Origin of the sequence: Paenibacillus sp. DS2015 (assembly GCF_050433705.1) — a bacterium.
In the GTDB taxonomy this organism is placed as follows: Bacteria; Bacillota; Bacilli; order Paenibacillales; family Paenibacillaceae; genus Paenibacillus_AQ.
On the sequence record NZ_JBNPWS010000039.1, the window covers coordinates 20246 to 41441 of the forward strand.

Genomic DNA, 21196 nt, shown 5'->3' on the forward strand with positions numbered 1-21196 from the left:
GAATAATTAACAAAATTAGTTTTCCCGTTTGATCTCTTCATGACAATGGACCTCTAACATAGTATTTGTAATCCCATTCATGAATAGGAGTTGAGAGGATGAAACATTGGTTGGCAAAAGCAAGTGCAGTGTTCCTTGGTGCGACAATGTTAGTATCGGTACTACACGCACCTGAGATGGTTCAAGCAAAGGGCCAGGAGGCTAACATGGTTCCATCCTACGAGGTCAAGTTGCTGCTGGATTCTACGCAAGTATTGGATGGAAATCTTTCACTGACCTCTGCTATAAGGTCCGAATTCAGTCTATCCAGTCCCAAACAGGTTAATGTCGAGTACTTTGATACCCTCAGCTTAGATCTTGAGGCGCAAGGCTGGAATGCACGTTTTAGAAAAAAAGAGAATAAAGACAACTACGAGTTAAACTACAAAAAAAGGTATGCGATTCAAAATGGGGATATCCAAGCGGCTCTAACCCTTGCGAATAACGAGGGCTTTGATATTACGGATGATAATTATGAGGCAGAGGTAGATTGGGGATATGGCAAGCAAACCTTAAGCATATCGCTAGATAAAAAGGTCAGTACTTCATTAAATGGCGCCTTAGGACTTCCATCTGAAGCCGTTGCCCGGGGGATGTTGCTGGATAAATTGCCTGGTAAGTTGAAAGATTGGAGCTCAAGTAATTGGGGTAAGGGACAGCTTCAAAATGCCCGTGCTTACGGTCCTGTGCTTGTCAGTAAATATGAAGGTAGCTGGAACGGGCTTGAGGTAGATGTGGAAGTGTGGCCTATACGTGATGCAGCGGGTACAGGAATAGAACCGCTCGTAGAAATATCGTTCAAAACGGCGAATTATAACGAGGCTAGCGTTAACCGTACAGCACTCATTAATAGCTTGAATAATAAGGGTTGGCTCGTTCCTGCAGACGGGTTAAAAACCCAATTAATGCTGAGTCGCTACTAAACGAATTAAAGGGGATATTCTTAGGTCATAATCTGACCTAAGAATATCCCCTTTGTTAGGGTTAATGACTCTACTTACTAACGTACGACTCTAAATATCAAACAACCGTAAGAAGGTAATGTTACGTTTAGTGATCCATTCTTGATCATATAGGTCTCACCCGAGCGGATCTCTTCTAATCGGTTCTCTGCTAAGGGTATTTCGATGGATTGCTGCTCATCGTGATTATTCATGAGAATTATAAATTTACCCTGCTCATCCTCGCGGGCATAGGCTAGTGTTGTACTACGCGATTCAGAAGAAAGGAATGTAAATGTACCTGTACGAAATGCGCTGTACTTCAGACGAATCTTAATCAATTCTTGATAGAAGCTGAATAAATCCTGATCCTGCTTCTCAGGATCCCATTCCATACATTTTCTACAGGCTGGATCTTGATCACCGGTAAGTCCTATTTCATCACCATAGTAAATACATGGTGTGCCGATAAATGTAAATAGAAATGACACAGCGAGCTTCATTTTACGTTTATCCTCTTTGCAGAGTGTAATTAGGCGCGGTGTATCATGGCTGTCTAGTAAGTTAAAGGCCACCTCATTGGCTTGACGGGCATAGCGCGCCAGCTGTTTGCCAATAGCATGTGAGAATCCTTCTGCATCTGTAGAACCGTCTACGAAGAAATCAAGCGTGGCATGGGTGAAAGGATAATTCATCACGGCATCAAACTGATCACCTTGCAGCCAACTCGAAGATTCATGCCATATCTCCCCTAGAATATAAGCGTCGGGATTTGCAGCTTTAACCACTTGGCGGAACTCTCTCCAGAACTGATGATCTACTTCATTAGCTACATCCAATCGCCATCCGTCGATGCCAACTTCCTTAATCCAATACTCTGCTACATGCAGAAGGTAGGCTTTGACCTCCGGATTCTCAGTATTGAGCTTTGGCATCAATGGCTCAAAAGCGAAGGTGTCATAACTTGGAATTCCATTCTCTACATGAATGGGGAACTTGGAAATGTGGAACCAATCTTTGTAACGAGAAGATTCCCCGTTCTTCTGTACATCAACGAATGGAGCAAAGGTTCTTCCGGAATGGTTGAATACGGCATCCATAAGCACGCGTATTCCACGTTCATGACAAAGTGCTACTAACTTCTTCAATAGATCAACGTCACCAAACTGAGGATCGATTTGAAGATAGTCCTCGGTATCATATTTATGATTGGTCGTCGCCGTAAACAACGGCGTGAAATAGAGAGCATTGATCCCCAGGTTACTGAGGTGGTCAATGTGATCGATGACACCTTGTAAATCACCGCCAAAGAAATTATCTCGTAGCGGAGTTTCACCCCATGGAAGTGTGCCTGTCGGGTTAATACTAGGATCTCCATTGGCGAATCGTTCAGGAAATATCTGATAGAATACGGCATTCTTAACCCACTCAGGCGTCTTGAATACATCAACTGGGTTGATAAATGGGTATTCGAATAGTCGATCAGGATTGTCGGGAGCTTCGTTTAGGTATGTATACTCTGTCATCCAACATTTTTCTTCATCTTTTTGCAATAGGAAACCATACTTCAATCGGCGATAAGGGGGTGTCACTTCACATTCCCAGTAGTCGAACATTTCGTCGGTAGTTAAAAGGGTCATAGGTAAGTATTCCATTGTTCGATCCCAAGCATACTTATCCCCAGTCATTGCTGAAATGCTGGTAACATCATTCCTTTTGGTACGAATTCTGAGGTGGATTGTAGTGCCATTATAGGCGTAACACCAATTTTGTTGTGGGCGGTGATATACGGCTTCAAGAAACATAGTATTATTGCTCTCCTTTTCTAGGTTGCTGAATAGTCAACTTTTTAACAGCCACTATAAGAAAAAGGCGCAACACAAGACTGTAAATAGTCGAGGTTGTACCTTTTGTTAAGGGTAGCAGTGCCTTTAAATTATGGATGATGACAGTTTCTTTCAGCGTTCATATAAATATACCACTTAGCTCTTGGATTTTACAATAAAATATGAACTGTAAGAGATCATTTATCACCACTATCCATTTTGTAAGCACTGATATTGAAATTGAGATAACTTAACATAAATTGAATCGTGAATGGAAGCATAAATAGAAGCTATTACGATCATGTGGCTCAACCTAGAATTAGATCGAAGTTGAGCTATATGGTCGAATGTAGGGCATATAAGTTAATCACGCAGAAACAATTGATATTCTTTGTACATAAATAGACGCCACCGTAATATCATTCCAAAGGCTAGTAAGAAGAACAGAGCACCAGATTGAGCAATGGAAACGTATTGTTCAATCACCTGATGGAGTATTGTACGAACGACGAGTAGACCGAGTAGTATAACTATGAAACTCCGAGAACGCTCCGCATAGATCAAGCCATCCAATTTTTTGAAATGAGTACTACGAATGAGTGGATACGAGAAGAGAAACCAACCCACGAATAATGCGATAACTCCCCACCACAAGGGAATATGTGTCATAGGGGCAACGAACATCAAGAATCCAGTAGACATTCCTAAAGGGGGTATGATGATTTTCTTAACGGTTACAGGTTTATTACTAGCTCTCAGTCGGATGAAAATGGTGAGCAGTGCGAGAACAAGAGCTCCAATAGTACTTCCTATTTGAAGAGTTGAGGGACTGATGTTAGGCAAGGTCTAATACCCCTCTCTATAATAATTTGCAATTTGAAGTAAGTTTATTATATCACACAGATGGGGACTTTCAATTGAAGAGCGGTGCAAACATTATTACCTCAATATTACCTCAATAGAAGGTGGATAATCCTGTTTCTTATTGTCTCAGTCCTTGAAGGAAAGTTTCGATCATAAAATGTAGACTTTCATCTCGATCGATGCCCATACGGAAACCATCGTTCTGTTCAAGTGAAGCAAATCCGTGTAGAAGACTACGTAAACCACGAACACTGTGAATAGTCTGTTTTTCTCCCAACTGGAAAGGTTCTAGTACGCGAATTATCATTTCAACCAAGGCATTGCCTGCCTCTTCTAAGGCAGAATTAGTATTAGGTTGAGGGCGATATACGGCTTCATAGAGCCCAGGATGAAGCCTAGCAAATTTAACATAGCTAATGGCGAGACTGCGTGCCGCTTCATTACCTGATTTGCCTATAACTGCCTCGGTCATCAGGTGTCGGAGTTGTTGTAATCCGAACACGGCTAGGTCAATTCGGAGTCCGGGTAGACCTTCGATATGATTATATAGTGAAGGGGAACGTATGCCCAATTTCTCTGCAAGCGCAGATAGTGTAACGGATTCTAAACCATGCGAATCAGCAATTTCTGTTGCGGCTGTTAATATAATGTTGCGATCCAACCTCATTTTTTTTACCATTACTATGTCTCCTTTAGAGCAGCTTGTGCTTTTGTGATAGCTAGGTCCATTGCCTGGCTAGGATTCTGCATAACTAGGCCGTGGCCTACAGCGAGCCAAGTTGGGTTCAGTAGCAATAGGCGCTTAGCGCTTTCTAATGCCGTTTCTTTATTCCATGTTGCTAGTGCTGGAAACGGAAATAAGGGGTTCATATGTCCCGATACCGCTAATCCTCCACGTGTCTGGAGGGCATCTCCAGCAATGAGGATATCACTGCGGGTATCTATGAATGCCATATGTCCAGGTGTATGACCAGGGGAAGCGATAGCTTGTAGTGAACCTATGCGATCCAGATCCTCCAGTAAATAATCCGGTTTAGTCACAATATGGGTAGGTACACTCCCACGTATTTTAGTCTGTGGTTCATGAGCTTCAAGTTCTGTGTTACCGGAGAGCAGGGCGTTATCACGTCGGGAAATATATACCTTGGAGTCTGGTAAAGCTACTTTAAGAGTATCAAGAGCACCTACATGATCACCATGAGCATGTGTTAGTACAATCCGGACAATGGGTTTACCTAGTTTAGAAGCAGCTTTAAGTATTCCATTCTTACTAAAAGGCATACCCGTGTCAATTAGAGTTAACCCATCGTCTTCTTCTACAAGGTACACATTGATTGGAAATAGACGTGGTAGGAATGAAAGTTGATGTACTTTTTGTATTGTGGTCGATTTCATAATATACCTCCTAATACTAATGTTATTAGCAATTTAATTAATGTAATTAGTATTATAGCTAACAAGGTTAGTTTTGGTCAATAAATATTTAATCATAGAAATAGTTTTCACAGGAAACAGCGGAATATACAATAAAATGGGCAATAGCGATCGGAAGCGTCTCCGTCTGCTAAACGTTATGTTCCATATTACACATCGTTTTAAGTGCTAATCGTGGTGATGAGCCCCTTATTAAACAGGAATAAATATCAAAATGGATGAATATTCAAAAAAAGCGTTTTCAAAAACGAATATTCATATTATAATAGGTTTTGTAAACCCTTTCATATGTCTAATCTACTTGGGGCCCTTTCTATGGAAAGGGCTCATTTTTTATAGGAGATTCGTCACTGATTATTAGAAGACTTGACATAAAAAACTGTTATATATATATTTACAGATGAGAGGGAGCGATGTAATGAATAGTGAATTTAATATTGCCGTCCATTGTTTAACCCTACTTAGTTTAAAAAAAGACCATATGGCGAACAGCGATGAAATTGCAAAAAGTGTCTGTACTCATCCTGCTCGTATCCGTAAAGTACTTGGGTTACTTCGTAAACAGGGCTATGTCACGACTAAGGAAGGCGTTGGTGGAGGTTATTTGTTGAACATCAACAGTGATGAATTAACGCTTGGCGATTTGTATCGTTTACTTGCTAGAGGCTCACTTCAACCGAATTGGTTCTCTGGTGGTGGAGAGGCCGCGTGTGTAGTCTCAGAGCACATCCAGGAGGTAATGGAGCAAATCTATGGTAGTGGAGAATTGGTATTAGAACGACATTACGATAACATCACTTTAGCTGATGTAACTCGTGATATTCAATCGGGTAAGAGTAAACAGTTATTTCCATTAGAAGATGATCAAAGTTCCGAATAAGACCTTCATCGACCCTCATCTTAATAAAGTTGTTAATAAGAAAATAAAGATTCTACTTAACCCGGTGAATACCGGGTTATTTCGCAATTTGGCCTGATATAATTCCTATTGTACATATATGAATAATGAATTATATTTAACACGAAGGTGGTGACGTTCATGAAAGAAATCCCAGAAGCGTACGTTAAAACGAATCAGACAGGTATTGTTCTATTTGTTGTTTTAACTGCATTGTTTAATCAACCATATATATTACTTGCACTCTGGCTTATTCAGATTATAGGACTTCTTACGGGTAAGAATGTGTTTGTGTTGCTTGCTAAATCTTTTCTTAAGGTTGAGGGAAGGGCTACGCAGGCGGTGGAGTTACAGCGCTTCAATAACAAGTTAGCAGTGGGTTTCATTACGTTATCGTTACTTGGTTTTCTGTTGCAATTACCGATTGTAGGTTATGTATTTGCTGGGATGTTATTTGTGGCAGCCTTTGTTGCAATATGTGGTTACTGTATTGGTTGCACCCTTTATTTTCAATACAAACAATTTAAAGCGCTGAGAAGGAAATCTTAAGCTATGCTCATAGATTAATCTGATCCCTCTATAACATCATTACGGTGATGGTATGAGGGATTTTTGATATATGGAGCTATAAACTGGGTAATAACTAGAATAGACTTAATATAAGGAGTGGTGTTGATATGAATTTGCATAATGAAACGCTTTTTTATACGGCTAACAGTACGTCGAATGAAGAGAAAGGAATATATATTTGCTCTATAAATGGGGATGATGGTTCTATGCGTATCGTAAGTACGATGGCAGGAATCAATAATTGCTCTTATCTGAGGCTAAATGCAGCAGGGAATCGATTGTACGCAGTAAGTGAACAGTCTGAAGGGGAAGTGCTAGTCTATTCAATTGATGAGGAGACGGGTGAACTTCATTTATTGGATCGAAAACCAACAGAAGGGGCGGATCCATGTTATATAAGCCTTTCTTCTGATGAACAGTTCGTGTTCGTCTCTAATTATTCTGGGGGACAAATTAATGTGTTCCGGCTTGGGAGTAATGGTGCATTGGACGAAATGTCATCGATCATCGTACATACAGGATCGGGTACCCACACGGATCGGCAAGAGGCAGCACATCCTCATTCTGTTTTTTCGGATACGTCAGGTCAGTATGTGATGGTCTGTGACCTTGGCATAGATCAGATTATATTCTACCGATTGGAAGACGGGATTCTTGTTACACACCATGAGGTAAATCTTCCGCCTGGATCGGGTCCACGCCACTTTGATTTTCACCCTGAGAAGAAATGGGGGTATGGTGTGAATGAACTAAGTAATACAATTACCGTATTTGCATATAACGAGACGTCGGTAGAGTTGAAAATATTGCAAAGCATCTCGACACTCCCACTAGAGTATCAAGGAGACAATACAGCCGCCGACATTCATGTATCCCCTTGTGGTCGATTCTTATACGTCTCTAACCGTGGACATGATAGTATAGGTCTCTATTCGATTGATCCAGAAACAGGCGGTTTAAAGGCTGTGGAGTGGGTATCTACACATGGAGTGACACCGAGGAACTTTGCGATTTCACCATCGGGGCATATTATTGTAGCTAATCAAGATAGTGGTAGCGTCGTTTCTTTTGCGATGGAGTCGGAAACGGGACGTTTGACAGAGACGGGATTCAACCTTTTAATACCTAGACCGATGTGTATTCAACCAGTGTAAAGCCAAGAGTTTATCACAAATGGAAATTTATTTTATTTATTTATAAAAAAAGGTTTGACAGTTCGGGTAATGCTCATTACAATAACGACATACCTTACTAATCGGGTAGGAATAATTAAATAATGGTTCTTACCGTACAGACGGAGGAATATCATCACTTGTATGCTGCAGACACAATCTCTTCGAGGTTGGTTTGACAGTCCAGTTGATGTATTCCTTTGTCTATTTGTTGTTCCTAGGTTTGTAGGGTAATCGAAGAATTGTAGGAGTGAAGAAGATGAAAAAGGGAATAAAACAAGGGGTTATTACGGCTTTAGTATTATTGATGACTGTGACGATGGCTGCATGCGGAAACAAAACAACAGAGACTAAGGCTTCAGAACCTACGAATACAACCGGGACTACAACAGGGACAGAACAACTAAAAGATGTAGAGCTTTTGAATGTATCTTATGATCCTACACGAGAACTTTACGAACAATATAATAAGGCGTTCTCGGCTTATTGGCTGAAGGAGAAGGGGCAGAACGTTACGATTAAGCAATCTCATGGTGGTTCTGGTAAGCAGAGTAGATCCGTTATTGATGGGCTAGAAGCAGACGTGGTGACATTAGCACTTGGATATGACATTGATGCTCTTCAAGAAAAAGGCTTCATTAATGAGGGATGGGAGAGCAAGTTCGAGTTGAATAGTTCACCGTATACCTCGACAATTGTGTTCTTGGTCCGTAAGGGAAACCCCAAGGGTATCAATGATTGGTCAGATTTAATTAAAGATGGTGTTGAAGTGATTACGCCAAATCCCAAAACGTCGGGTGGGGCACGTTGGAATTATCTTGCGGCATGGGGCTATGCGCTGAAGCAGAATAACAATGATGAAACCAAAGCTCAGGAATTCCTAAAGGCATTATTCTCACATGTTCCTGTCTTGGATACGGGTGCACGGGGATCTACAACGACTTTTGTTGAACGAGGAATCGGAGATGTGTTGATTGCATGGGAGAATGAAGCTATTCTATCTGTCAAAGAATTAGGCCCTGATAAATTTGATATTGTATATCCTCCATTGAGTATATTGGCTGAACCTCCAGTAGCTATAGTAGATAAAGTGGTCGATAAACGGGGAACAAGAGAAGTATCTGAAGCTTATCTGAAGTATTTGTATACTGAAGAAGGTCAGACTATTGCTGCTGAGAATTTCTACCGTCCGACACTAGATAGTGTTAAAGAGAAATTCAAGGATTCTTTTCCGAACATTGAACTCTTTACGCTAAAAGATGTATTTGGAACATGGAAAGAAACGCAAGCGAAGCATTTCAATGATGGCGGAGTATTTGATCAGATTTATGTACCTGGCACCTAGAATGAGATCAAGGAAGTAAATGAACTTGATCTCAATCTAAGGTACCTAGAATGAGATCAAGGAAGCAGATTAACTTGATCTCAATCTAAGGAACCTAGAATGAAAACAAGGTAGTAAATGAACTTGATCTCATTCTACATAGCTGATCGGTTCATTAAACCGAAGGCAAGGAAAGGATGAAAGAGGCATGAGTCAAGTCAAGAGTGTCCAGCGTAAAGTGATTCCTGGGTTTGGGATTACGATGGGGTTCAGCGTCTTTTATTTAAGCTTGGTCGTATTGCTTCCCTTGACGGCGTTGCTCTTCAATTCTACGGGACTTACTTGGGATAAATTCTGGCATGTAGCGACTGATCCTCGTGTGCTCGCATCTTATCGTGTTAGTTTCACAACTTCAGCGGTAGCTGCCTTATTGGATGCTGTGCTAGGACTCCTTCTGGCCTGGGTGTTAGTACGCTATAACTTCCCGGGCAAGTCATTGTTTGATGCTTTAATTGATCTTCCGTTTGCGTTACCGACTGCGGTAGCGGGTATATCACTAACTGCATTATACTCACAGAATGGATGGATTGGCTCTCTGTTGGAGCCACTTGGAATTAAGGTGGCATTCACACCCATTGGGATTACACTAGCGTTGATGTTTATTGGGATACCCTTCGTTGTCCGAACTGTACAGCCGGTTTTACTGGATATGGAGAAGGATGCGGAGGAAGCTGCAGCTACACTAGGAGCAGGACGATTTCGTACCTTTCGTAAAGTGCTACTTCCTGAGCTAATACCACCATTAATCACGGGTTTCGCTTTGGCTTTTGCTCGGGGAATTGGAGAATATGGCTCAGTCGTATTTATCTCAGGTAACATGCCGATGAGAACTGAGATTGCACCGTTGTTAATTATGTCGAAGCTTGAACAATACGATTATGCTGGAGCTACAGCCGTAGCTATGATACTGCTCTTCGTTTCATTCGTACTACTACTCATTATTAATTCATTCCAAAGATGGACCCGTCGAGCCTCCCGCTAACAAGGTACTCTGGGTGATCACTTTTTAAAGAAGGGGATGTTCATATGGCGGGTTCTGTACCTTTAACGACATCACCAAGAAAGGCGGCTTCTCACTCGGCAACGACAGAGGCATCGTGGGTCAAATGGCTACTGATTGGAAGTGCTGGACTGGTACTTCTTTGGTTAATTGTACTTCCTCTAATTATCGTCATTACGGAGGCACTCAAAAGGGGCTGGTCGGTATATTCGATGGCATTAACGGATCCCGATGCGTTATCGGCGTTGAAGCTAACCTTATTGGTAGCTCTAATTACCGTACCTCTCAATACCGTATTTGGGGTAGCTGCTGCTTGGGCCATTACGAAATTTAAATTTCGAGGCAAAGGGATATTAATTACTCTGATTGATCTTCCTTTTGCCGTCTCGCCTGTTATTGGTGGGTTGGTCTATGTACTGGTGTTCGGCGCACAGGGATGGTTCGGACCATGGCTGTCTGACCATAATATCAAAATAATATTTGCTGTACCTGGGATCATCCTGGCTACATTGTTCATCACGTTCCCTTTTGTTGCGAGAGAGTTGATTCCTTTGATGGAGGATCAAGGTTTACAAGAAGAAGAGGCTGCGGTGACTTTAGGTGCACATGGCTGGCAGATCTTCTGGAAGGTTACTCTGCCCAACATCAAATGGGGCCTGCTCTATGGCATTATTCTATGTAATGCAAGAGCCATGGGGGAGTTCGGTGCCGTCTCCGTTGTATCTGGTCATATACGTGGAGAGACGAATACATTACCTTTACACGTAGAGATTCTTTATAACGAATACCAATTTTCAGCCTCTTTTGCCGTGGCATCCTTACTTCTATTGCTCGCGATGGTTACTTTATTATTAAAAAGTTGGTTTTCAAGTCAAAATGATCGTTGACATCTCTTTTAAGGGCATGCTAAAGTTAAATCACACTAAACTAATTGGAAAAGAATGATAATTGAGTAAAAGCATTTAGGCGGAAAGTACGGAGACGTGAATGGTTTACGAATCGGGGGGAGGAGACGACATCTTATGGCAAAACCACTTAAAGTAGATGAGGTATGGATAACGCGCATTACTGATCTTCTCAACGATATGGAATTTGGCTCACTACAGATTGTAGTGCATGAAGGTCAAATTGTCCAAATGGAAAGAACGGAGCGCAAACGTTTTGAGAACACGTCATCTGGCGCTGCTAAGTCTAATGAAGTCTCACGGATGGCGTCTCCACATTTAAGAAAATCTAGTTCACGTTAAGTAGAGAGATTGAACGAAAGACCAGCCAATCTAGTATCGTTTGGATTTTCTTTAGAATCTATAGAACTCTGGGGAGAATACTTTAGTTCAATCAATATGTTATGAATAAATAATACCGCAGGTGTTCACATGAGCTCTCCGTATGAAGAAGAGACATGGACACTTGCGGCTTTTTCTGTTGGTTGTCAAGAATAATTAGCCTAAGTCATGATCTGTCATTCTTAGAACTAGAAAGGATCCGATCTGAACGTGTGGTTTTGGGCAATAGGTCTGTACTTTCAATAGCTGCTGATACTGAAGGAAGAGCATCCTCATGAATAAGCGGTACCGCTTCCTTAAGTGAAAGATCGTGACCTGCATAAGGTCTATCTCGACGAGAGCGATTAGGGGTTAGTCGGAAGCCAGCTAAATAAAGGATCAGCTGAACGGCTAGAATATAAGGGGCGATATACAATCCTAATATATGAAGTAGCGCAACAGCAGAGATTAATATACACAATAGGTTATATGTAGCACGATAGGAAGTCCGCTTAGTATCTCTTAATACAAGATAGATTGTAAATGTAGCTATGAGGCAAGAAACAAAACGCATCCAAGCATTGATGTTCCCCCAAGGAAATGAGCTGGAGTTTCCTGTAACTCTAAGAACTTGATATAGTTGAAGGCCCCAGATTAGAACAGCAATAGCGGTCATAAAGGGGACGGCTGGCTTCAATAATAGCCAGAAGCTTAATCCCCAGCTAGGATTATCGAGTTTACTTAAGAGCGTACTTTGTTCCTCAATTCTACGATTGACCTCGCGCTCTAAAGATTTATATAGTAGTCGCAGCCGATCTTTATCTCGTTCCCTTATGTATGCGTCAATCTGTTCATGTATATCTCGTGTTAATAAGGGGGCTGCCTTGCATTCCTGTAGTAGGAAAACCAGATGACTTACTTCTTCAGGATCTGGCGTGTGCTTCGTTGTTATTTCGCCGAGCGGCCCAGTCACCCGGCTGTATAGCAGCAAAGATTGCTGAAGTCGTTCTAGGCGCTCTTTACCAGATGTCCTCAGCTGTACAGTAGTGCGTATGTACATCCATATAAATAGAACGACGGCAAGACACATAACAAGGACACCTTCAATTGAGCTCATATAAGTGGTGATGGCCTCCGTAAGGGACAATCTCGATCCCTCCTTCTTTATTCTTACTCCACTATTGCATAAGCAACTTGAATATTCAAGGTGGCAAGGTTGTGGTGATTATGGCATAAGACGTGGGTACACTAATATCGTGGTTTGCTTCGCAATGTAATAGCCTCAATCAATAGCACTAGTGCCGTAACGGCGTGCATGATCCAACCCAGGATAGGAATAATGCCCACTAAGGAAGTGATAACGCCGAGTCCATTACCAATAATGGAACCGCGATCTTTAAGGAGCGACAGAATAGCGATTACATGGAGTATGAGTGCGACAAACAGTGGCGTCCAGCCATATGAAAGAATGAATCCTCCTCCAATCAGAGGAATAGCAAAGAAAGCTTCGATAGCACATGTTACCCATTTCAGAAGCTTAGACGTATTGGACATTTCTGACACCAACCTTTCAAATTTTTCCTACATACTTATATGTATAACCCAGTTTAAGGGGTTTATGAACATGTTTATATGTTACATCATAAAGAAAGTTTAGGACAGTAGGGTGTAAGCGCAGGGTTGTGGTGGTAAAATAACTTGAACCATAAATAAAACCTTGGGCAGATTGATTGCACCTAGATAGAATGTACTAAAGACATAAAGACTATGAAAAGAGGGACTTAGAATTGAAGATTGTATTATTTGGAGCAAATGGGAACATTGGTCAGCGTATTGGACGTGAAGCATTAAATCGTGGTTTTGAAGTGACCGCTGTTGTGCGTGATGCTAAGCAATGGACAGAACAACACGATAATTTACGAGTGGTTGAGGGCGATATTATGAATCCTGCTTCGGTGGCCTCTATCTCGTTAGGTCACGATGCTGTTGTTAGTACCTATGGTCCTTCTTTTGGTGGAGAAGATGCACTGTTGGAGGCCGCTCGGTCACTGATAGAAGGGGTTCGCCGTGCGGGTGTGTTACGACTTCTTGTTGTGGGTGGTGCGGGTAGTTTGGAAGTATCGCCTGGACTTCAATTGATGGATACACCTGACTTCCCTGAGGAGTATCGTCCACTAGCTATTGCACATGCTGAAGCCCTGCGTATATATAGTGAGTCAGACTTGGATTGGACGTATCTCAGTCCAGCGGCGACGATAGAATCTGGACGCCGTACGGGCCAGTTTCGAATTGGTACAGATAAGATCGTTCTAGATGAAGCGGATCGAAGTTATATTTCAATTCAAGACTTTGCAGCTGCAATGATTGATGAAGTGGAAGATCCTTATTTCACACGTGCCCGGTTTACGGTAGCGTATTGAATAGTTACTTATAACAATACCCAAGTTATGATTGGAATAAGCCATGCCATGAGGGGAGTCGCAAGAGATTCCCGGGGTATGGCTATTGTGCTTGCATAGAAGAGTAGAATAGAGCCCATTCCCATCACACCTATGAGCCAAGGATGACCCACCACCTCATTGATAAATAAGAAGAAGCCTGTTAGAAATCCCAATATTGTATACAGAAATGCTAAACTCATCTTCAATAAAGTGTGAAATTTGGAATATATGATGTCACCGAGGATAGTGGCAATCATGATATATCCGTAGATCCACTGTTCCGGAGAAAGGGGGAGAATGATTAGGGGCTCATTGTGGTTATCTAGGACAAACGAATGTAGAACGTTTAACAATAACATCAACGTGAAATAAGCAAGTCCTGCACAGGCTAACTTATGCAATACATATCTTCCAATTTCGATTCGCCACATCATGGGAGAATAGGGTTTAGTCCTCATTATGAGTTGCTCCTTCTGTTCGCTGGGGTCAATAACATCAGCATAATCACGAACGTAAGAAAAGGTTCCTGTACCCATAACTTTAGTGCTAATGACACAAGGATGACACCTATTAGAGCACTTACACATTACTACAAGTCTGGAGATATGTTATTATGGAAGCGCAACCAACATTTAGCAGGCAACACCTTGCTATATCCTTCAGTACCTAAAGATGGATGATTATTTGCAAGGTAAATGCTTGCAAACATTCCGGGGAGGGTTAGAGTTATGTATGAAGGATTTCCAGAAATGCAAAGAGTGGTTATGCCTATTCAATATTCTAGTACGAAGTGGCAAGAGGACGAAGCCTAGCAAAGAATGGATTACGGAATAGAAGGAAATGCACACACTTCAGATATGATGAAGGAAATCGAAGAGCTATCGAAATCCACGTCACATGCCACACCCAAAAGGTTCAGATGGTGGAGACATTAAGCTCCCTTTAATGAAGAATTAAAAGCCCTCTCACATTCACGAATTGAGTGAATGGAGAGGGCTTAGTTTTGTTCATGCACTTACGGATTTATAGAAGATTAAGCTGTTCAAGCCCGCCCATATAAGGACGGAGAGCTTTAGGAATATAGATGGAGCCGTCTTCACGCTGATGATTCTCAAGTAATGGGATGAGTATTCGAGGTGAAGCAACAGCAGTGTTATTGAGTGTATGACAGAATTCTAATTTTCCATTAGCATCTCTGTATCGAATATTAGACCTTCTCGCTTGAAAATCATGCACATTAGAAGATGAATGTGTCTCTCCATAGGCCTGACGGCTCGGCATCCATGTCTCAATATCATATTGTTTGTACGTTTTCTGCGACATATCGCCGGTGCAGACAGCCATTACCCGATAGGGAAGTTCTAGTAAGGTAAGAATTTCTTCCGCATGGCTTGTGATTTCTTGTAAAATTTGCTCCGATAGAGCAGGATCATTGGGACACAAGACGACCTGTTCTACCTTAGCGAATTGATGCACTCGATACAAGCCGCGAACATCTCTCCCAGCTGATCCAATTTCTCTACGGAAGCATGTGGATACTCCTGCTAATTTAATCGGTTCAGTGAGATCAACAATTTCATCACTATAATACGATACAAGGGATACCTCCGAAGTACCAACCAGCCATTTATTCTCATCGACTAACTCATACGTTTGGTCTTCTCCTGAGGGAAAGAAGCCAGTTCGCCTTAAGGCTTCGGGTCTAACCATGACGGGTACATCCATGGGCGTGAATCCGTATGATGTTAATAGATCAAGCGCTAAGCGTTGTACAGCTAGATGAAGGAAGAGGCCAGCTCCCTTGAGAAAATAGTTCCGACTCCCTGCCGTCTTAACGCCGCGAGGAATATCAATTAAATCATGCAATTCACCTAAGGTGACATGATCTTTGGCCTCGAATGTAAATGCAGTTGGCACGCCACTGATACGTATTTCCACATTGTCGGAATCATTCTTTCCTCTGGGAGTGTCGGGAGATACAACGTTAGGGATCATGAGTAAGAGCTCGTTACAACGCTGATCGGCATCCGCCCATTCTTTATCTGCGAGGGTGAGTCTTTCGTTCATTGTTCTTACCTGTTGTTTGAGTGGTTCGGCAGCTTGAAGATTACCTTGTTGCATATGCGTCGCAATAGTCTGCGTCAAGCGGTTACGATCTGCTCTTAACACTTCTGTCTTCTGCAGAAGGTCGCGTCGCTTGCTGTCCCACTCCAATAACTCAGGGATCGAGACCTTCATGTTTTTGTGCTGTGCTGTTTCCTGTAATAACTCTGAATTCTCTCTAATGAACCGAATATCTAACATGTCCGCAAGCTCCTTTGTCTATAAAAATACAAAAAACGCCCTCATCCTTTGGGACGAGGAGCGTCTGCTCGCGGTGCCACCCAACTTGATGAAATCTGACATGATGGTCAAATTTCGATCCTCTTGGTTCCGCGGTAACGGACGGATGCCGGTTAACTTAGAGAGCTTAAAGTCTTGCTCCGATCGTAAACGCCTCACAGTTGGATTCTGATCATAGGCGTGATAAGCTGTTCAATTCTTTGACGCTAGTATAAACTAAACAAAGGCTATATGCAATATAGGTAAATGTTCTAACTAGGTGTTGACAATATTAAAAATGATTGATACCATAATTAAAGCTAAGTAAACTAATCGGAATAGATATAAATAGTGGAATGAGCAGAATAATAATAATTGGTTTTAACCTATTATGATGTGATGAGGAGAATGAAATGATGCCTAAAATTGTTGTAATTAACGGAAGTCCTACATTGACTTCTAGACTTAATGCAATCCTTGAATATACAGAGGATCTTCTGAAGAAATCAGGATTTGAAGTGGAACGTATTGATGTAGTGAAGTTGCCAGCAGAAGATCTTATTCATACCAAATTTGAAAGTGAGCATATTGTAAAAGCTAATGGGCTCCTTGCAGAAGCTGATGGAGTGATTATTGCAAGTCCGGTATATAAAGCTTCCTACACAGGTGTACTCAAGACATTCCTTGATCTTGTACCCGAAAAGGGATTCGCGGGAAAAATTACGTTACCTTTATTTATTGGCGGGAGTTTAGCTCATTTACTTGCTATTGATTATGCGCTGAAGCCTGTTTTATCTGTACTAGGTGCACGTCACATTCTAGGTGGCGTATATACCGTAGACTCTCAAGTCGTTCGTACTGATGATGGAGGAACTGAAATTTCAGAAGACCTACAACTTCGTTTGCAGGCAGCTTTAGAAGAATTGGCTACAGAGACAAGATTCAAAGTAGAGCGTAAGGAAAGTGGATTGAAGTTATAATTTATAATAAACCGAACTGAACTTACTATTAATCTATTCCGTTTTATGGTGATAAATTCAATTTAATAAGACAATGGAGTGTAAACTGGTGACAGTTTGACACTCCATTTTTATATGTCAGGTTAAATAAAAGACGACCTTTCGGCCGCCTTTTTATGAATTGTGAATTATGGATGGATATTAGTTTAACCGCTTGCTAACGATTAGATCCCTTTGTATATTCGGAACGCTTCATAATGGCGCTACAATGATGGTTATAGATCTCCGAACCCGTTATCATCGCCTACCTTACCGTAGTTACGAGACTTCGCCTCAAAGAAATCTGTTTTGGTTGTATTGAGTGCATCATCAGAGAAGGGTTTAATCCAAGGCATACAATTGACATCTACACCTTGATAAGCTTTCTCCATTCCCATTAATTTAAGGCGTTTATTGGCAGTGTATTTGACATAGTCGGATAGTTCATCTAGATCAATTCCACGGACATTCGTAAGTGTATAGTGAGCCCAATTGATTTCAAGCTCAACCGCTTGATCAATTGTAGTATACAGATAATCTATGTTCTTCTTCGTATTTAACTCTGGGAAGTCAACCAGAAGTTGTTTGAATACTTCAGCGAAGAAATAACAATGTTGGTTCTCATCGCGTTGAATATACGAGATCATTTGGCTAGTCGCCATCATCTTCTGGTCACGTGCAAGGTTGTAGAAGAAAGCAAATGTACTATAGAAGAAAATACCTTCTAGAATCAAATCGGCTACCATAGACTCAAAGAAGGTCTGTGGATTCTGATTTTCGCGGAAATTCTGATAAATATCTGCGATGAAACGATTACGTTCTAGCAATACAGGATCTTTCTTCCAATATTCGAATATTTCCTTCTGCTCTTGATCAGATACAATAGAAGATAGAACATACGAATAAGATTGGTTATGAACCACTTCTTGTTGACCGATAATTGCAGAGATGGCTTCAAGAGAAGAGTCTGTGAAATAACGTTTCACGTCTCCTACAAACATCGTCTGCATAGAATCCAGCACAGCAAGTAATGATATATTAATCTTGAATACACGTTGCTCTTCAGGATCTAGTCCCGGAAATTGTTGAGCATCCTTAGACATCGGGATTTCATCAGCAATCCAGTGATTGAGCAGCAGTACTTTATATAATTTATACATATGGGGCATACGAATATCGTTCCAGTTCAGAATGCCGGAGCATTCTCCTTCAATAATTCGTGTCGATTGGTTAGGTGCTTCAGTATTGAAAATTTGCTGCATTTTCATACAAACTACTCCTTTAATTGTACTTGTGGACCCTCCCATAAAGAGAAGGTCTAGTAGGGGTCAGGGTCATCCATTAGCTTGAGCAAGAATCGCATTCTTCAATCGTTAGCGCACGGCTACGTACGTAATAAGTGGACTTCATACCTGCTTTCCAAGCATGAATGTGTAGGTCCAAGAAATCAGTCGCCTTAATGTCAGGGCGTACGTAGAAATTGAAGCTCTGACCTTGATCGACATGACGTTGACGGGCAGATGCCATGTTAATGGACCAATGTTGGTCAATATTGAAGGCTGTCTTGTAATACCAGATCGTTTTATCTGATAAGTCTGGTGCTGGATTAGCAATTTTGTATGTTGTTTTTTCTTCATAGGACAATAAATCGTATAGTGGATCAATACTCGCCGTGGAACCCGCAATAATCGAAGTTGAACCGTTAGGTGCAATCGCGAACATCCACGCGTTACGAACACCGGTTTGTTGAACTTCTTGTTGAAGTTCCTTCCACTCCGCAGTGGTGACGAATTTCCCTACATGTTGACCATCGGTATAACCACGGTGATTGAAATACTCACCACTTTCCCAATCAGAGCCATGGAATTTAGGGTAATATCCTTTTTCCTTAGCTAGTTCCATACTGGAACGAACAAGAAGATAGTTGATTCTTTCATACAGGTTATCATTATATGCTACGGCTTCGTCAGACTCCCAGCGAATGCCCTCAAGTGCAAGTAAATGATGCAATCCGAAAGTGCCGAGTCCAACGGCACGATATTGGCTGTTTGTATATTGTGCTTGGAGAACTTCAATATTATTAATATCAATGACATTATCTAACATGCGGACTTGAATAGGTACTAGTCGATCTAGAACACCTGCAGGTACAGCACGCGCAAGATGGATAGAATTCAAGTTACATACAACGAAGTCACCAGGAATTTTGGAAATAACTATTCTAGTTTGTCCATCCTTAGTCACTAATTCTTCATGCTCGACAACAGTCGCTGATTGGTTCTGCATAATCTCCGTGCATAAGTTGGAGGAGTATACCATTCCGTGTGCACTGTTAGGATTGGCGCGGTTTACGGTATCGCGATAGAACATATACGGTGTTCCCGTCTCAAGCTGAGATTTCATAATCCGTTTCATGATGTCGATCGCTGGGACCGTAATACGGGATAGCAGAGGATGGGCAACAGCTTCTGCATACTTATCACGGAATGTTCCTTGACCTAGCGTCTCGTCGTAGAAATCTTCAAGTCCAAGGGGACGTCCATCTTCATTTTTCCATCCCATGACTTTCTTAACTTCATGAGGACAGAACAAATTGAACTCACCACGAGCTTCTACTGCTTCCATAAACATGTCCGAGATACATACGCCATGGAATACATCATGGGCTCTCATACGCTCGTCACCATTGTTTAATTTCAGATCAAGGAAAGCTAGAATATCCTTATGGAATACATCTAAGTAAACAGCAATTGCACCTTTACGTGTTCCTAATTGGTCTACGCTAACTGCCGTATTGTTCAATTGGCGAATCCATGGAATGACTCCTGAACTTGTGTTCTTATGACCCCGAATATCCGAACCACGTGCGCGAACTTTACCTAGATAAACACCAATTCCGCCACCCATTTTACTTAAACGGGCAACATCCGTGTTGGAGTCAAAAATGCCTTCTAGGGAGTCATCTACAGTGTCTATGAAGCAACTGGAGAGTTGACCGGCAACTTTTTTACCTGCATTAGACATCGTTGGAGTCGCAGCAGTCATATACAGATTACTCATCGCCCAGTAAGATTCTTTGACCAGTTCCATACGTTTTTCAGCCGGCTCTTTGTGCATGAGGTACATAGCAATGACCATATAACGTTCCTGCGGCAATTCCATAACATGTCCATCGAAATCTGTCGTTAGGTAACGTTCTGTAAGTGTCAAAAGACCGATGTAGTCAAATAGAAGATCGCGACGATAGTCGATAATCTGAGCAAGTTCCTCAATTTGTTCCTTTGTATAGTATTCCAAGAGCTCCTCACGATAAATTCCCTTCTGAACTAAGTCAGAAATTAGAGGATATAGTGCACCGTAAGGCTCGTCTGGATATGATTTATATCTGCGATAATAAGCAGCTTTTTTATATAGGGTAGTAAGCAGGGAACGTGCTGCTGCAAATTTCCAATTGGGTTCTTCTATGGTAACAAGCTCAAGTGCCGCCATTGTAAAGGCGTTGCTAATCTCCTCACCCGTTACTTCCTCACGACGAAGCTTACTGAGTACACTTTTGACCAGACGTTCTTTATTAAGTGCTTCTAGTCCTTCTAGTTGACGATCAGTATAAACGGAGAGACGAGTTTCATCAAAAGCGAGTTGGCGATTGTTCGGTTTAGTTACAAATTGGGGCATGGGTTTCTTCCTTTCAATATTTATCATCTCATATTAGAGATTATATTTGCCGCAGAACGAATTCAGAGAGCCTGAATATCCATAATACGCTGATTTGTACTTCCGCGAAAGGGAAGATTCCAAAAAGAGTCTGACGACTACGTGCGTTAGCATTCAGTTCACATATGAGATTGCACTTGCGTTTCAGAACTCGTGAAAAGGCGCCTCCAGCGAACGCAGGGAGGGAGTAGTAGCTTTTAAGAATAAAGGATAGTAAGGATCTCCGGGTGACAGGGTAACTCCCACCTTTATTTGAAGATTGGGTATAGAAAGATAGGTGTCTCTCCACTACCGATTCCATGCATTGTGGCAGTCAACAGACGATCGA

At 41.7% G+C, this 21196-nt stretch carries 20 protein-coding genes; 10 read left to right on the forward strand and 10 right to left on the reverse strand.

What is annotated here, in order from left to right; genetic code table 11:
- The first annotated feature begins 98 nt into the window (after positions 1-98).
- The gene (locus J2T13_RS23130; protein WP_429374766.1) at positions 99-962 is read left to right on the forward strand and encodes a hypothetical protein; all 864 of its coding nucleotides are present in this window, start codon (positions 99-101) and stop codon (positions 960-962) included.
- 77 nt (positions 963-1039) lie between these two features.
- On the opposite strand, the gene J2T13_RS23135 is transcribed toward J2T13_RS23130, so the two are convergent.
- The 4 genes from J2T13_RS23135 to J2T13_RS23150 all read right to left on the reverse strand — a co-directional run bounded on the left by J2T13_RS23135 (position 1040) and on the right by J2T13_RS23150 (position 5065).
- Positions 1040-2785 (reverse strand): alpha-glycosidase, encoded by a 1746-nt coding sequence (locus J2T13_RS23135; RefSeq protein ID WP_429374767.1) that lies wholly within the window; start codon positions 2783-2785, stop codon positions 1040-1042.
- Positions 2786-3169: 384 nt separating this feature from the next.
- Positions 3170-3649: a CcdC family protein gene (locus J2T13_RS23140; RefSeq protein ID WP_429374769.1), complete on the reverse strand. Its 480-nt coding sequence runs from the start codon at positions 3647-3649 to the stop codon at positions 3170-3172.
- Between the two features lie 139 nt (positions 3650-3788).
- Positions 3789-4349 (reverse strand): TetR/AcrR family transcriptional regulator, encoded by a 561-nt coding sequence (locus tag J2T13_RS23145; protein ID WP_429374771.1) that lies wholly within the window; start codon positions 4347-4349, stop codon positions 3789-3791.
- Positions 4350-4351: 2 nt separating this feature from the next.
- Positions 4352-5065 (reverse strand): MBL fold metallo-hydrolase, encoded by a 714-nt coding sequence (locus J2T13_RS23150; RefSeq protein ID WP_429374773.1) that lies wholly within the window; start codon positions 5063-5065, stop codon positions 4352-4354.
- Between the two features lie 457 nt (positions 5066-5522).
- On the opposite strand from J2T13_RS23150, the gene J2T13_RS23155 reads away from it, so the two are divergent.
- From J2T13_RS23155 to J2T13_RS23185, 7 genes are all read left to right on the forward strand, one after another.
- Positions 5523-5984 carry an RrF2 family transcriptional regulator gene (locus J2T13_RS23155; RefSeq protein ID WP_429374775.1) on the forward strand — a complete coding sequence of 154 codons (462 nt, stop codon included), beginning with the start codon at positions 5523-5525 and terminating at the stop codon, positions 5982-5984.
- Between the two features lie 159 nt (positions 5985-6143).
- Positions 6144-6551 (forward strand): DUF4395 domain-containing protein, encoded by a 408-nt coding sequence (locus tag J2T13_RS23160; RefSeq protein ID WP_429374777.1) that lies wholly within the window; start codon positions 6144-6146, stop codon positions 6549-6551.
- Between the two features lie 128 nt (positions 6552-6679).
- Positions 6680-7726, forward strand: a complete 1047-nt coding sequence (locus J2T13_RS23165; protein WP_429374779.1) for a lactonase family protein — start codon at positions 6680-6682, stop codon at positions 7724-7726.
- 277 nt (positions 7727-8003) lie between these two features.
- Positions 8004-9089 (forward strand): sulfate ABC transporter substrate-binding protein, encoded by a 1086-nt coding sequence (locus tag J2T13_RS23170; RefSeq protein WP_429374781.1) that lies wholly within the window; start codon positions 8004-8006, stop codon positions 9087-9089.
- 187 nt (positions 9090-9276) lie between these two features.
- Entirely contained in the window at positions 9277-10110 is an 834-nt protein-coding gene (cysT, locus tag J2T13_RS23175; protein WP_429374783.1) for a sulfate ABC transporter permease subunit CysT, read from the forward strand.
- Between the two features lie 44 nt (positions 10111-10154).
- Positions 10155-11015 (forward strand): sulfate ABC transporter permease subunit CysW, encoded by an 861-nt coding sequence (gene cysW / locus J2T13_RS23180; RefSeq protein WP_429374784.1) that lies wholly within the window; start codon positions 10155-10157, stop codon positions 11013-11015.
- Between the two features lie 135 nt (positions 11016-11150).
- On the forward strand, positions 11151-11375 hold the full coding sequence (locus J2T13_RS23185; RefSeq protein ID WP_429374786.1) for a YezD family protein: 225 nt from the start codon (positions 11151-11153) through the stop codon (positions 11373-11375).
- Between the two features lie 205 nt (positions 11376-11580).
- On the opposite strand, the gene J2T13_RS23190 is transcribed toward J2T13_RS23185, so the two are convergent.
- Together J2T13_RS23190 and J2T13_RS23195 are read right to left on the reverse strand one after the other, a co-directional pair.
- Positions 11581-12540: a hypothetical protein gene (locus J2T13_RS23190; protein ID WP_429374788.1), complete on the reverse strand. Its 960-nt coding sequence runs from the start codon at positions 12538-12540 to the stop codon at positions 11581-11583.
- A 101-nt stretch (positions 12541-12641) separates the two neighbouring features.
- Positions 12642-12947 (reverse strand): hypothetical protein, encoded by a 306-nt coding sequence (locus J2T13_RS23195; protein WP_429374789.1) that lies wholly within the window; start codon positions 12945-12947, stop codon positions 12642-12644.
- 233 nt (positions 12948-13180) lie between these two features.
- Between J2T13_RS23195 and J2T13_RS23200 the strand changes: the two genes are divergently transcribed.
- On the forward strand, positions 13181-13813 hold the full coding sequence (locus tag J2T13_RS23200; RefSeq protein WP_429374790.1) for an NAD(P)-dependent oxidoreductase: 633 nt from the start codon (positions 13181-13183) through the stop codon (positions 13811-13813).
- Between the two features lie 8 nt (positions 13814-13821).
- Here the strand turns inward: J2T13_RS23200 and J2T13_RS23205 are convergent, their stop codons facing one another.
- Together J2T13_RS23205 and serS are read right to left on the reverse strand one after the other, a co-directional pair.
- Positions 13822-14292 carry a hypothetical protein gene (locus J2T13_RS23205; protein WP_429374791.1) on the reverse strand — a complete coding sequence of 157 codons (471 nt, stop codon included), beginning with the start codon at positions 14290-14292 and terminating at the stop codon, positions 13822-13824.
- Positions 14293-14857: 565 nt separating this feature from the next.
- The gene (gene serS / locus J2T13_RS23210) at positions 14858-16138 is read right to left on the reverse strand and encodes a serine--tRNA ligase (protein ID WP_429374793.1); all 1281 of its coding nucleotides are present in this window, start codon (positions 16136-16138) and stop codon (positions 14858-14860) included.
- A 434-nt stretch (positions 16139-16572) separates the two neighbouring features.
- On the opposite strand from serS, the gene ssuE reads away from it, so the two are divergent.
- Positions 16573-17136, forward strand: a complete 564-nt coding sequence (ssuE, locus tag J2T13_RS23215; RefSeq protein ID WP_429374808.1) for an NADPH-dependent FMN reductase — start codon at positions 16573-16575, stop codon at positions 17134-17136.
- Between the two features lie 254 nt (positions 17137-17390).
- Here the strand turns inward: ssuE and J2T13_RS23220 are convergent, their stop codons facing one another.
- Both J2T13_RS23220 and J2T13_RS23225 read right to left on the reverse strand, forming a co-directional pair.
- Positions 17391-18422: a ribonucleotide-diphosphate reductase subunit beta gene (locus J2T13_RS23220; RefSeq protein ID WP_429374794.1), complete on the reverse strand. Its 1032-nt coding sequence runs from the start codon at positions 18420-18422 to the stop codon at positions 17391-17393.
- Between the two features lie 73 nt (positions 18423-18495).
- Complete coding sequence (locus J2T13_RS23225; protein ID WP_429374795.1) at positions 18496-20829, reverse strand: ribonucleoside-diphosphate reductase subunit alpha; 2334 nt, start codon at positions 20827-20829, stop codon at positions 18496-18498.
- Positions 20830-21196: the final 367 nt, after the last annotated feature.